The sequence below is a fragment of the Lichenibacterium minor genome, from assembly GCF_004137685.1.
Classification (GTDB): Bacteria; Pseudomonadota; Alphaproteobacteria; order Rhizobiales; family Beijerinckiaceae; genus Lichenihabitans; species Lichenihabitans minor.
The window spans coordinates 1-13,381 of sequence record NZ_QYBB01000006.1; the positions used below are offsets into that span (position 1 = coordinate 1).

Genomic DNA, 13,381 nt, shown 5'->3' on the forward strand with positions numbered 1-13,381 from the left:
ACCTCGGGATGCTTGTGGGTGGCATAGTTGTCCATGATGGCATGGATCACCTTGCCGGCCGGCACGGCATCCTCGATCTGGTCGAGGAAGGCGATGAATTCCTGGTGTCGATGGCGCGGCGCACAGCGGCCGAACACGGTGCCCTCCAGCGTGTTCAGCGCCGCGAACAGCGTGGTGGTGCCGTTGCGGACATAGTCGTGCGTGTAGGTCGCGCACTTGCCGGGCTTGAGCGGCAGCCCCGGTTGCGTGCGGTCGAGCGCTTGGATCTGAGACTTCTCGTCGACCGACAGCACGATCGTGTGGCGCGGAGGCGCCATGTACAGGCCCACCACGTCGTCGAGCTTGGCGGCGAAGTGGGGGTCGGTCGAGCGCTTGAAGGTGCGCACGCGATGCGGTTGGAGGTTGTGCGAGCGCCAGATCCGCTGCACCGTGGTCAGCGACAGCCCGCATAGGGCCGCCATGGCGCGCCCCGTCCAGTGCGTGGCTTCGCCCGGCGGCTCGCCCGTGAGCGTGCGTTCCAGCACGGCTTGCACCGCGTCCTGCGGGGTCGCCGGTTTGCCGGGCGGCCGCGTCTTGTCGCGCAGCAGGCCGTCCAGGCCCTCCTCGGCGAAGCGTCGTTGCCATCGCCAGACCGTGGGGCGGCCGACGCGAGCCCGACGGGCCACCTCCAGCACGGGCAGACGCTCGTCAGACAGCAGCACGATCCGTGCACGGAGGATGTGGGCGAGAGGTCGCCGGCGATCGTCGACGATCCGGCGTAGGGCGTCTCGAGTCTGCGCCGTCAGCACAAGGGACACGGTCTGGGACATGAGCCCCAGACTCGCACATCCCAAACCCGTCGTGAATCATCCGATTGGTTCAGAGCACTAGGGCCTACGCCCCCAACACCACCACCTTCGTCTTCACCGGCGTCCGCGCATACAGGTGGATCATGTCCTGGCTCAACAGGCCGACGCAGCCGCTGGTGATGCCCTTGCCGATCGTGTCCGGGTCGCTGTTGGCGTAGATCGTGTAGAGCGTGTACTTGCCGTCCTGGTAGAGGTGGAGCGTGCGGGCGCCGAGCGGGTTGTCGAGGCCGCCCGGCATGCCCTTGGCGTATTGGGCCGCTTCGGGCTGGCGCTGGATCATCTCCTTCGGCGGGGTCCAGGTCGCCCATTCGGACTTGCGGCCCACGTAGGCGTCGCCGTTCCACCGGAACCCGTCGCGGCCGACGTTGGCGCCGTAGCGCGTGGCCGTCCCGTCGCCCTCGACGCGGTACACGTAGTAGTTCTTGGGGTCGACCACGATCGTGCCGACGGCTTCCTTGGAGTCGTAGGCCACCGTCCGGCGGAAGAACTTCGGGTCGAGCTTGGCGATGTCGACCGCCGGGATGGGGAACTTCTCGTCGGGCATCGGGCCGTAGGCCTTGGCGGCTTCGGCGCGGAGCAGGTCGTCGGTCGCGCAGCCCGCGAGCCCGAGCGCGCCGAGCCCGGCCCCCGCGCCGGCCAGGAACGACCTGCGGCTGAGCAGGGCCGCCCGGCCCCGGTGCCGGTCGAGCAGGCCGGACCGTCCACCATCCTCGATCATGTCGTTCCACGTCCCCTGTGCGGCGGCCCGGCGGCGGACATCGCGTCCCCGTCGCCCGTCTCGTTCAATCGAGAGTGCCGGTGCCCGGTTTGGTTTGCAAGCTCAGCCTGTGCCCGGGGCGTCCCGTCTCCCCCGCAGGGGAGCAGGGCGGCCCCCGTCCTACGCGATCCGTTCGGTCGCTTCGCGATGCGGATTTCGGCTCCGCTCCTGCGCCGCGCAGGCTTCGATACGATGGCCGGACGTGATCGTCCGGACATCGCATCACACCGCGTCCTCCACCCGCTCCGCCGCGTCCCGCCCCTCGCCCTTGACCCACAGCCGCTTGATGCGGAGGTCGCCGCGCGGCACGTGCAGGTCGTCCGGCAGGTGGATGTGGCCGTCCTCCATCCGCAGCCCGATCACCGCATAGGCGGCCGAAAGCATCCGCGCCGCCGAGCCGGTGTACCAGCTCCACCCCCCGCGGCCGCCGTAGCTCTCACCGTCGTAGATGTCCGCCGGCTGCTGGTGGGGCGCCAGGCCGTAGACCGCCAGCGCGTCGCCGTCCGTCTTGCCAAGCGGCGAGATCGCCCGCCAGCAGCGCACGGCCCGCGCCATGGCGTCGTCGGCGCCCGCGGCGTCGCCGGCGTCCCGCGCCCGGTCGGCGATGGCCACCCAGGCGTCCACCGCCCAGGACGCGCCGTGCGAATATTGGCCGCCGTTCTCGCGCACGCCGGGCGGGTAGTCGGCGATGCGGCCGGGGTAGGGGTCCGAGCCCTCGTCGAAGGGCGGGGTGACGAGGAGAATGCGGTCCGGCTTCTCCAGCGAGGCCAGCCCGTGTTCCAGCGCGCGCCGGCCCTTGTCGAGCGGCGCGGCGCCCGACAGCACCGGCCAGGCCGCCGCCATGATGGAGGGCGGGTCGAGCGGGCGGCCGTCGTCGACGAAGTCGAAGACGTAATGGTCGCCCGTCCACACCCCGTCGATGGCGGCCGCCAGCCGCGCCGCCTCGGCGCGGTAGCGGTCGCCGGCGGCGCGCCCTTCCCGGCGGTCGGCGACGCCTGCGAAGCGCCGCACGATGTCGAAGAAGAAGCAGGCGAGCCAGGTGCCCTCGCCGCGTCCCCCCGGCCCGGCGGCGTCGATGCCGTCGTTCCAGTCGCCGGTGCCGATCAGCGGCAGGCCGTGCGCGCCCATGCGCTCCGTCGTGTAGCGGATGGCGCGGACGCAATGGTCGTAGACGTCGCCCGTTTCGCGGGACGGGCGCGGCGCCAGCAGCAGGTCCATGGCGCCGTCCGGCACCGGGGCGCCGTCGAGGTAGGGCTGGCGCTCGTCGAGCACCGACCAGTCGCCCGTCGCTTCCACGTAGCGGGTGAGCACGTAGGGGAGCCACAGGTGGGGGTCGGAGGCGCGGGTGCGCTGGCCGAGGCCCACGCGCCCGTCGTTGGCGAGGTGCCACCACTTGAACACGTCGCCTTCGGGGAACTGCACGCCCGAATGGATGACGATCTGGCGGCGCGTCAGCGACGGGTCGAAGAACAGGAAGGGCAGCACGTCCTGGAGCTGGTCGCGGAACCCGAAGGCGCCGCCGCGCTGGTTCGGCCCCGTGCGGCCCCACAGCCGCGACGCGAGCGACTGGTAGGGCAGCCAGTGGTTCACCAGCCGGTCGAAGGCCGGGTCGTCGGTTTCGACCCGGATGGCGCCGATGCGCTCGGCCCACCAGGCCTCGGTGGCCTTCAGCGCCGCGCGGGCCGCCGCGGGGTCGCGCAGGTGGGAGGCCGCCGTCAGCGCTTCGCGCCGCGTGGCGAACTGCCCCAGCACCACCGACACGTCGACCGCGCCCCCCGCCGGTACCGCCACCTCGCCCGCGAAGGCGGCGACGCGGCGCCCGTCGTCGGGCTGGTTCGCGTCCGGCCAGCCCGTGTCCACCATCACGGCGGACGCGAGGTCGCGCCCCGGCGAGCCGATGAAGCGCGTCCGCACCGTTTCGGTCATGGCGGCGGTGAGGCTCGTCGCCGCGAAGGCGCAGCCGGATTGGAAGTCGTTGTGCGGGTTCTCGAAGAACAGGGCTTCCGTGCCCTCGTCGCGCCACGCGTCGACGATGCCGAGGCTGTCGCCGGGGCTCTGGTCGAGCGCGACGTCCATGAAGGACACGACGCGGAAGCGCTTGGGCGCGCCCCCGCGGTTGCGGATCGTCAGGATGCGGACGTCGGCCGGTGCGTCGGAGAAGACGAACACGGTCATCGACAGGTCGAGGTCGCCGCGGCGGCTCGTGAAGGTCGCGGCGCCGAGCCGGTATTCGACGCCGTGCACCGCGTCCGCCCGGCGGAACGGCACGAAGCCGGCGGCGTCCGCTTCCCCGGTCGCGAGGTCCACCACGGCGATGAACTGGCCCGGCTGCAGCGTGGCGCCGGATTCGAGGCGGAAGGGCGTGATGGCGTTCTGCCGCTCGTTGCCCTTGAAGGTGTGGACCTCGCCCTCGTTGGACACGACGGTGCCGAAGCCCGCCGGGTTGGCCAGCACATGCGCCCAGGGGCGGGGCGTGGCGGGCGTCAGCAGGAGGCGCGTGTCGCCCTCGAAGCGGAACGGCCAGGTCGAGGCCGGCGGGGTCGGGCCGGGCGCGATGAGGCGCTTGCGGCGCAGCAGCGCCCGGAAGGCGGGCTCGGCGGGCGCCGGTCGGCCGAACTCGCGCGCGATCAGCTTCGCGGCTTCCCACTCGTCTGCGGCGCGGCCGGTGAGCAGCAGCAGCTCGGCGCGGGCCTTGGGGGCGATCTCGACCTCCACCGTCAGGCTGGTGGCGGGGTCGAAGGTGTAGAGCGAGCCCTCGTCGTCGACGGCGCGGCGGCCGTCCGGGCCGAGGCCGCGGGGCGCGCGCAGCCCGCCGGGGCCGATGAAGCGCGTGCGCGAGTCCTCGTAGCCGACGAGCCGCGCGTCGCCGCCGAAGCGGACGGCGTGGAACATCGTTTCATGCGACATGCGGCCCGTGCCGGGGGCGCGCAGCAGCCGGTTGCGGGCCAGGACGGCGCCGAGCTCGCCCACGAACCAGCTTTCGACGTGGAGCGCGTTGAAGTCCGGGTCGCGCAGATAGGCGCCGAGCTCGTGCACGGCGAGCTCGCGGTAGCTCGTCAGCGCGATCCGCCGCGGCCGGTCGCCCGTGTTGGTGAGGACGATGCGGGTGTATTCGAGCGGCCGCCCGTCCGCGTGGCTCACCCGGGCCTCGGCGCGAAGCCCGTCGCGCGAGTTCCGCATCGCGATCGTGGCGGGGTCGGGCTGGTCGACGCCGTAATCCGGGCCGGCGCGGCGCATCGGCTCGTAGCCGAGGCTCCAGGTTTGCGACGGGTCGGCTTCGGCGTCGCGGATGAAGACGAAGGGCCCGCGCAGGTCGAGCGGGTCGAGCGGCTGGCGGGTGATGTCGACCGCGTGGCTCCCCCGCGCCATGGCGGTCACGGCGGTGTAGCCGCGCCCGTCGGCGCCGATCTCCGTCGTCAAGGCCCCGTTGGCGAGCCGGAACAGCTTCGGGCCGCCCCGCATGGCGCGCGGCACCCCCGGCAGGAGCGGGGCACCGGACGCGCGCGGGCCGTTCCAGGCGCGCCCCACGGCGCGGTAGCCGAGCCCGGCCGCGAAGGCCGCGAGCGCGTAGACCGCCACGACGCTCCACACCGGGGCCGCCACCGGCGGGTGGGCGCGGCCGATCTGCTCGGCGCCCGTCCAGGCCCGGTCCCAATCGGGGCCGTGCGGGATGTAGAAGGGGATCAGCAGCGGCGCCCAGGTGGCGAAGCGGCGGATGCCCTCGGGGATGACGCGGGTGCGCCCGGCGTGGCCGGTGAACCGCGCCGCCACCTCGTCGAGCCGGTCGCCGCCGATGAAGGTGAGGTTGACCAGGGTCGCGACGCGCAGGCCCATGTGGTCGAACCAGATGAGCACGCGCAGCCAGTCGTAGGCCAGCAGCCCGGTGAACACCGACACGCTCCAGCTCTTGAAGGCGGGAGCCGGCAGGAACAGGTTCGCCACCGTGGCGGCGCCGGTCCGCACCGCGCCGTCCTGGTTGTACCAGGACGGGTCCGGCGACTGGCGCAGGAAGGAGTTGATGACCGGCGCCATCCACAGGCCCCAGCGCAGGACCCGCACGGCCTGCTCGACGAGCCCGACGGCGCCGCGCGCGCTGAAGAGCTGCTTCAACGGCGACAGCGAGCGCTGGAACAGCGCCGCCATCACGAAGAAGTTGATGGAGAACAGCGGCGCCGCGATGCCCCAGTTGATGACGCCGGACAGCGACTCGTTGAAGAACAGCCGCACGCCGTTGCCGCTCGGCCCGAGGTCGATCGTGCCGAATTTGTTGAACAGCGGGTAGATCGTCAGGGGCTCGATGCGGCGCCCCGATCCCGCGTAGCCGAGGTCGGCGTAGGACCAGAACTTGGTGGCCACCACGGTGATCTGGTCGGCCTCGAAGTACCAGCCCACCGCCCCCGCCACGATGCCGCCCAGCATCGCGCCGAGCGCGTAGCTCTGCCAGTTCGCCATGACGCGGCGCGAGCCCCGGGCGATGCCGGCGGCGTCGGCGGCGAGGTCGACCCCCGCGTAGGCGGCGGCGCCGAGGACCAGGCCGGCGACGAAACGGGTGATGCCGGTGTCGTGCGGCAGGTCGAGCCGGAAGAACAGCGCGACGCCGAGGCCCAGCAGCGCCCCGCGGGCGAACAGGCGCGGGTCGCGGTAGTTGGCGGCCAGGCGGCCGAAGAAGGGCGGCGTGCCGTCGGCGCTGGAGATGACGGTCAGCGCCAGCGGGAACAGCGCGAGGCCGGCGGCGAGCCCCGCCAGGGCCGGCACGGCGCGGGCCAGCGGCACCACGCCCGGCAGCTCCAGCACGGCCGCGCCCACCACCACGATGAGCATGAACGCGAAACCGTAGATCAACCCCTTGAGGCCGCCCGAGCGCCACTGCCCGCGGGCGGTGGCGTAGGTGGGGGGCACGCCGTTCAGCGCGTCGATGGCGAGGCCGGTCACGATGTAGACGGCGGCCCACAGGCCGGCCTGGGCGGCGGCGGCGGCGGCGACCGCCACGACCGCCTGGAGGCCCGGGGCGGAGCCGAGCAGCGCCGGGAGGTCGGCGATGTGCGGGCCCATGACGGCGTGGAGCGACGCGCCGAGCAGCAGGGCGTGGTAGCGCCAATCCCGGTTGACCCGCCCGGCGACCAGGATGCGGCAGGCGCCGAGCGCCGCCTCGCAGAAGGCGAAGAGCACGAGCCAGCGCCCGGCCACGAGGTCGACGGGCTCGGGGACGCGGAGCCCGAGCGTCCAGGCGGAGCCGAGGTCGTGCATCATGCCGCCGTTGCCGAGCGACAGGGCGAGGTTGAACAGCAGCGGCAGCAGGACCAGCGACGCCCGTTCGCGCGCGGCGAGGCCGCGCCCCGACCGCACCGCGAGCGCCATCGCGGCCCCGGCATAGACCAGCGTCGACACGGCGGCGCCGACGGGCGTCAGCCCGGCGACGTCGGCCCACCGGGTCGGGAGCTGCCACACCGCGAAGGCCGGGTTCCGCGCCAGCGCGAACAGGCCGAGCACGACGGCGTCGCCCAGCGCCGCGCCGGGGCGGCCCTTCAGCCCGGCCAGCGCCCGGGCCAGCGCCAAGCTGCCGGCACCGAAGCCGGCCGCGAACGGCACGGCGAGCGATGGGGGCAGCGGCGCCAGGAGCGACGCGAGGGCGGCGAGGAGCAGGGCCGCGCAGCCGAGCCGCTCGGCGGCGCGGGACGGAGCGTCCCGCGCCACGGGGGGATGGGTCGGGGCGAGCGGTGCGGCGGTTGTTTGATCCATGTGCCTTCCTAAGCGGGATCGGCGGGCCTGCCCAGCCGGGACCCGCCGGCCTGGGCGCGCGCCCGGCCGCATCCTGCCCTGTCCCTGCCGCAGGGCAGGGATGCGCGGGATCGCGCCCGCCGCCGTGAAATCGTCGCGGGCCGCCGCGATGGTGGCCGTGCCGCGGCGATTGTCGGACGAATCCGTCCCGTCTCCGGCGCGGCGCGTCGTGCGGCCGGTGCCGCGCCCGGCACCCAAAGGCCCGCCGCCCCGCGCGGACGGGTCCGCCCACCCGAGGTTTCCCCCATGACGGCGACCGCCGCCTCATCCATGCCGGCGAAGGCCGGCATCGGCTTCAAGCAGTTCGTGACCCTCATCGCCGCCATCATGGCGGTGAACGCGCTCGCCATCGATTCCATGCTGCCGGCGCTGCCCGCCATCGGCCACAGCCTCGGCGTCGAGGACGAGAACCGGCGGCAATGGATCGTCACCGCCTACCTGCTCGGCTTCGGCGCCGCCCAGATCGTCTACGGCCCCCTGGCCGACCGCCTCGGCCGCAAGCCCGTGCTGCTGGCCGGCCTCGCCAGCTACGCCGCCTTCGCGCTCCTGGCGTCCCTGTCGACGTCCTTCGCCACCCTGCTCGCCGCGCGCGTCCTGATGGGCGTCGGGGCGGCGGCGACGCGCGTGCTGGCCGTGTCCATCGTGCGGGACCGGTTCAGCGGGCGCGAGATGGCCCGGGTGATGTCGCTCGCCTTCATCGTGTTCCTGGCGGTGCCGATCCTGGCGCCCTCCATCGGCCAGATCATCATGCTGTTCGGCCCCTGGCGCTGGGTGTTCGGCGCCCTGTGCTGCTTCGGCGCCGCCGTGTTCGCGTGGAGCGCGGTCCGGCTGCCCGAAACCCTGCACCCGTCCGCCCGGCTGCCCTTCTCGCCGGGCCGCGTCGCCGAAGCCTTCCGCCTCGCCCTGACGGACCGAACCGCGGTCGGCTACATGCTGGCGTCGACCCTGGTGCTGGGCGCCCTGTTCGGCTTCATCAACTCCGCCCAGCAGATCTTCGCCGACACGCTCCACGCGCCCGCGCTGTTCACCTCCGTCTTCGCCCTCATCGCCGGCTTCATGGCGCTGTCGTCCTTCCTCAACTCCCGCATCATCGGGCGCTTCGGGCCGCGGCGCGTGTCGCACGCGGCGCTGTGCGGCTTCATCGCGCTGTCGGCCGTCCACGTCGCCGTGGCGCTCACGGGCCGGGAAACGCTGGTGAGCTTCGCCGCCCTGCAGGCGGGCGTGTGGTTCTGCTTCGGCCTGGTCTTCTCGAACTTCGGGTCGCTCGCCATGGAGCCGCTCGGCCGCGTGGCCGGCACCGCGTCCTCGGTGCAGGGCTGCGTGACGACCTTCGGGGGCGCCCTCATCGGCTTTCTCGTGGGGCAAAGCTTCGACGGCACGGCGGTGCCGATGTCGCTCGGCTTCGTGTGCTGCGGCGCGCTGGCGTTGGGGATCGTGCTCGTGGCCGAGCGCGGCCGGCTGTTCGGCGCCGGGCGGCCCGCCCTCGCGGGCGAGGCCGCCGGGCTGCACTGAGCGGGCGGGCCGCGGCGGCTACCCGCCGATCGTCCGCCCTTCGGCGTCGAAGCGGTGCACCCGGCCGTCGCGCGGGGTGAGGCCGACGCGGGCGCCCACCGGGTGCGCGTCCTCGCCCCCGACCCGCGCGGTGACGAGGCCCATGCCGGGCACCTCGACGTAGAGCATCGTGTCCGAGCCCAGGTGCTCGGCGTGGCTGACGGTGCCGGCCCACGCCCCGTCCTCCGCCACGGCGAGGTGTTCCGGCCTCACCCCGATGGCGGCCGCGCCGGCGCGCGCCGCCGCCTCGCCCTCGACGAAGTTCATGGTCGGCGAGCCCAGGAACCCCGCCACGAAGCGGTTGGCGGGGCGGCGGTACAGGTCGAGCGGCCGGCCGACCTGTTCCACCGCGCCGCCGCGCAGCACCACGATGCGGTCGGCCAGCGTCATGGCCTCGACCTGGTCGTGGGTGACGTAGACCATGGTGGCGCCGAGCGCGCGGTGCAGCTTGGCGATCTCCAGCCGCGTGCCGACCCGCAGGGCGGCGTCGAGGTTCGACAGCGGCTCGTCGAACAGAAACAGCGAGGGCTCGCGCACGATGGCGCGGCCTATGGCGACGCGCTGGCGCTGCCCGCCCGACAGCTCCGCGGGCCGGCGCCCGAGCAGAGCGTCGAGCTGCAGAAGGCCCGACGCCCGCGCCACCCGGGCGTCGATCTCGGCCTTCGCCACCCCCTCCTGGCTCAACGCCAGCCCCATGTTGCCCGCGACGTTGAGGTGCGGGTAGAGCGCGTAGCTTTGGAACACCATGGCGATGCCGCGCTTCGCCGGTTCGACGCCGTTCATCAGCCGCCCGTCGATGCGGAGGTCCCCGGAGGTTTGGGCGTCCAGCCCGGCGATGATGCGCAGCAGCGTCGACTTCCCGCAGCCCGACGGCCCCACGAAGACGGTGAAGTCGCCGCGCCCCACCGCGAGGTCGACGCCCTTGAGGATCTCGGTCGCGCCGAAGCTTTTGCGGATGGCGCGCAGCTCCAGCGCCGGCTCGCGGCCCACCCCCGTCACTTCACCGCCCCCGCCGTGATCCCGCGGATGAGCTGGCGCGAGAAGGCCAGGTAGAGGGCCAGCACGGGCACCATCGCGAGGGTGAGGGCCGCCAGCACCGCGCCCCAGTTGGTGACGAACTGGCCGATGAAGCTTTGCGCGCCCAGAGTCACGGTGCGGGTGGCGTCGCCCGGCGCCACGATGAGGGGGAACCACAGGTCGTTCCAGATGGGGATCATGGTGAACACCGCCACGGTGGCCAGCGCGGGCCGCACCAGCGGCAGCACGAGGCGGAAGAAGATGGCATATTCGCTCAGGCCGTCGATGCGGCCGGCGTCCTTCAGGTCCTTCGACACGCCCGCCATGAACTCCGACAGGATGAACACCGCCACGGGGAGCCCCTGCGCGGTGTAGATGAGCCCCAGCGCCAGGAGCGTGCCGACGAGGTGGGCCGCCACCATCTCGTCGAGGATCGCCACCGTGCCGAGGCGGATCGGCACCATGATTCCGAGCGCGATGAAGAGCCCGAGCGCGCCGTTGAGCCGGAAGCGGTATTCGCTGAGCGCGAAGGCCGCCATGGCGCCGAACAGCAGCACGGCGGCGATCGACCCCACGGTGACGGCGAGGCTGTTGGCGAAATAGCCCAGGAAGGCGCCCTGGCCCAGCACCGTGCGGTAGCCGCCGAGGTCGAAGGTGGCGGCGCCCGGCAGGCTGAGCGGCGCGCCGAAGATCGCGGCGCGGCTCTTGAAGGAGTTGACCACGACGAGCAGGACCGGCCCCAGGCACAGCGCCGCGTAGGCGAGCAGGACCGCGTGGACGAGGCCGCGGCGGAGGGGAAAGGCCGACGCCCTCACAGGGCGTAGCGGTTGAGCCGCCGCTGCACGCCGAACAGGTAGGCGCCGACGCCGACGAGGATGATGCCGAACATCACGGTGGCCACCGTCGCGCCCATGTTGGGGTCGCCGAGCTGCAGCTGGTTGCCGAAGAAGGTGCGGAACAGGAAGGTGCCGAGGATGTCGGTGCTGTAATTGGGCCCTGCCAGCGCGCCCTCGACCGTGTAGATCAGATCGAACGCGTTGAAGTTGTTGACGAAGGTCAGGATCGACACGATGCCGATGGTGGGCCAGATCAGCGGCAGCTTGATCTTCAGGAACTGGGCGAGCCCCGTGATGCCGTCGAGCTCGGCCGCTTCGAGCAGTTCGTCCGGGATGCCGAGCAGCGCCGCATAGATCAGCATCATCGGGATGCCGACGAACTGCCACACCGAGATCAGCGCCAGCGTGACCAAGGCGGAGGATTCCTGCCCGAGCCAGGGGTGGAACAGCCCCTTCAGCCCGACGGCGCCGAGCAGCGAGGGCGCCACGCCCCAGATGGGGCTCAGGATGAGCTTCCAGGTGAAGCCCACGATGACGAAGGACAGCATGGCGGGCAGGAAGAAGGCGGTGCGGTAGGCGGCGCCGAAGCGCAGCCGCGGCAGCGACAGCAGCGCCGCCAGCCCGAGGCCGATCGGGTTCTGCAGCAGCATGTGGATGGCGAAGAACAGCAGGTTGTTGATGAGCGCCGGCCAGAAGTGGCCGGACCAGCGCGGGTCGCCGAACAGCGTGCGGAAGTTGTCGAGCCCGACGAAGCGGGGGACGCCGTCGAGGCGCGTGTAGAGGGCGAGGCGCAGCGTGTCGGCGAGCGGCACGATCATCACGGCGGTGTAGACGAGGAGCGCCGGCGCCAGGAACACGGCGATGTGCGGCCGCCGGCCGGGCGCCGCCGCCGCCGCGGGGGCCGCGGGCCGGGGCGGATCGAGGGCGAGGTGGTCGACGTCGGTCATGGAAGCGGTCAACCTGCTGCGACTTTCGGATGTGTCGCCGGTCCTCCCTCCGGGGGGAGGTGGTGGCGCGCAGCGCCGGACGAGGGTCCCCGGCCCCGCCCGGGCCCCTCGTCCGGCCTGCGTCGCGGCTTCGCCGCGACCGGCCACCGTTTCCCCGTCGGGGAGGACGGCATGGCCGGGTTGGCGCCGGGCTTCACTTCGCCGGGTGGTACCAGCTGTCGAGGCCCTTCTGCAGCTTGGCGGCGGCGGCTTCCGGCGTGTCGGTGCCGTTGATGACGTTGGCGGATTCCACCCAGGTCTCGTTCTCGAGGTTCGGCGTGCCGCGCGACAGGATCTGGTAGGTCGAGCGGATCGTCGACTTGCAGGAGGTGCGGAACGACGCGAACTCCTTCGCGAGCGGGTTCTGGACGTCGACGGGCGCGCTTTGCAGCGAGAAGAAGCCCGGCAGCGCGTTGGAATAAAGCTTGGCGAATTCCGGCGACGCCACCCAGGCCAGGAAGGCGCGGGCCGCCTCGGGGTCCTTGGTCTTCGGGTTCATGCCGAAGGCGATGTCGACGTGGTCGCTGAGGTAGCACGGGTCGCCGGCCTTGGGCACGGGGGCCGGGAAGGCGCCCATGGGGAACGTGGCCTGCGCTTCGAAGGGCGAGATTTCCCAGGAGCCCGCCGGGTAGATGGCGGCGCGGCCGAGGGTGAACAGGTTCTGCGAATCCGGGTAGGACTGCGCCTTGTAGCCGTCGCCCATGTAGGGGCCCCACTGGGCGAGCTGGCGGAACGGCGCCACCCATTCGGGGTCGGTCAGCTTTTCGGTGCCGGCGATCAGCGCCTTGCGCCCGTCCTCGCCGTGCCAATAGTTCGGCCCGATCACCTGGTATCCCATGGTGGCGGCTTCCCACTGGTCGGGCGTCCCCATGGCGAGGGGCACGTAGGTGCCGTCCGCCTTGATCTTCTCGAGGTCGGCGAAGAACGCGTCGGCCGTCTGCGGCGGGGCCGCGATGCCGACCTTCTTGAAGGCGTCCTTGTTGTAGATGAAGCCGCCCAGCACGGCGGCCACCGGGACGCAGTAGGTCGTCTTGCCGTCGTCGGTGGACCATCCCGCCTTGGCGACGGGGCCGAAGTTGCCCATCCCCGGAATCGCGTCGACGGCGGCGAGCTCGCCCTTCTTGAAGAGCTCGAGCGAAGCGTCGAAGGGGCGGCAGGCGATGATGTCGCCCGCCGTGCCGGCGTCGAGCTTGGAGTTGAGCGCGGCGTTGTATTCCTTCGGGGCGGTGGGCTGGAAGTTCAGCTTGATGCCGGGATGGTCGCGCTCGAAGGCCGGGATGATCTTCTCCTGCCAGATCGGCAGGTCGTCGTTGCGCCAGCTTTCGATCGTCAGCGTCGCGTCGGCGGCCACCGCCGGCAAGGCCGTGGAGGCCAGAAGGAGGCCCGCGAAGGCCAGTCTCGTCGCCGTCATCCCGTCCATCCCCGTGTTGGTCTGCGCCAGATCCGATGGTCCGGCAGTTGATACCAATACGGGACCTGTCGTCAATCCGCTTCCGCCGTGCGGCGCCGGCCGTCGTCGGACAAATTCGCGCCAGCCCCGCCGACGACGGAGGCATTCCGCCTGGGGAAGGGGCGGCGCGGGCGGGACCGCCGCGTCCGTGGGCCTCG

The 13,381-nt window shown here is 72.5% G+C and carries 8 protein-coding genes; 1 reads left to right on the forward strand and 7 read right to left on the reverse strand.

The features are described from left to right. From D3273_RS07210 to D3273_RS07220, 3 genes are all read right to left on the reverse strand, one after another. A partial coding sequence (locus D3273_RS07210; protein WP_129224985.1) for an IS630 family transposase occupies window positions 1-809 on the reverse strand: 809 nt, incomplete at its 3' end. 64 nt (window positions 810-873) lie between these two features. After that, complete coding sequence (locus tag D3273_RS07215) at window positions 874-1,566, reverse strand: L,D-transpeptidase (protein ID WP_129224987.1); 693 nt, start codon at window positions 1,564-1,566, stop codon at window positions 874-876. Window positions 1,567-1,827: 261 nt separating this feature from the next. Further along, on the reverse strand, window positions 1,828-7,344 hold the full coding sequence (locus D3273_RS07220; protein ID WP_129224989.1) for a GH36-type glycosyl hydrolase domain-containing protein: 5,517 nt from the start codon (window positions 7,342-7,344) through the stop codon (window positions 1,828-1,830). A gap of 285 nt (window positions 7,345-7,629) precedes the next feature. Here D3273_RS07220 and D3273_RS07225 point away from each other — a divergent pair, with 285 nt between their 5' ends. Next, window positions 7,630-8,895, forward strand: coding sequence for a multidrug effflux MFS transporter (locus tag D3273_RS07225; RefSeq protein WP_165359411.1), 1,266 nt, complete (start codon window positions 7,630-7,632; stop codon window positions 8,893-8,895). 18 nt (window positions 8,896-8,913) lie between these two features. Here the strand turns inward: D3273_RS07225 and D3273_RS07230 are convergent, their stop codons facing one another. The 4 genes from D3273_RS07230 to D3273_RS07245 all read right to left on the reverse strand — a co-directional run bounded on the left by D3273_RS07230 (window position 8,914) and on the right by D3273_RS07245 (window position 13,184). Continuing rightward, window positions 8,914-9,924, reverse strand: a complete 1,011-nt coding sequence (locus D3273_RS07230) for an ABC transporter ATP-binding protein (RefSeq protein ID WP_129224990.1) — start codon at window positions 9,922-9,924, stop codon at window positions 8,914-8,916. Between the two features lie 5 nt (window positions 9,925-9,929). Continuing rightward, window positions 9,930-10,766 (reverse strand): carbohydrate ABC transporter permease, encoded by an 837-nt coding sequence (locus tag D3273_RS07235; protein WP_129224992.1) that lies wholly within the window; start codon window positions 10,764-10,766, stop codon window positions 9,930-9,932. Then, complete coding sequence (locus D3273_RS07240; RefSeq protein ID WP_129224994.1) at window positions 10,763-11,734, reverse strand: carbohydrate ABC transporter permease; 972 nt, start codon at window positions 11,732-11,734, stop codon at window positions 10,763-10,765. The genes D3273_RS07235 and D3273_RS07240 overlap by 4 nt, the downstream gene beginning before the upstream one ends. 193 nt (window positions 11,735-11,927) lie before the next feature. Further along, window positions 11,928-13,184: an ABC transporter substrate-binding protein gene (locus tag D3273_RS07245; protein ID WP_165359412.1), complete on the reverse strand. Its 1,257-nt coding sequence runs from the start codon at window positions 13,182-13,184 to the stop codon at window positions 11,928-11,930. Between the last annotated feature and the right edge of the window lie 197 nt (window positions 13,185-13,381).

Bases quoted from the DNA above. Each gene is read 5' to 3' on its own strand.
- D3273_RS07215 (WP_129224987.1), bottom strand. From the start codon at position 1,566: ATGATCGAGGATGGTGGACGGTCCGGCCTGCTCGACCGGCACCGGGGC.
- D3273_RS07220 (WP_129224989.1), bottom strand. From the start codon at position 7,344: ATGGATCAAACAACCGCCGCACCGCTCGCCCCGACCCATCCCCCCGTG.
- D3273_RS07225 (WP_165359411.1), top strand. From the start codon at position 7,630: ATGACGGCGACCGCCGCCTCATCCATGCCGGCGAAGGCCGGCATCGGC.
- D3273_RS07240 (WP_129224994.1), bottom strand. From the start codon at position 11,734: ATGACCGACGTCGACCACCTCGCCCTCGATCCGCCCCGGCCCGCGGCC.
- D3273_RS07245 (WP_165359412.1), bottom strand. From the start codon at position 13,184: ATGACGGCGACGAGACTGGCCTTCGCGGGCCTCCTTCTGGCCTCCACG.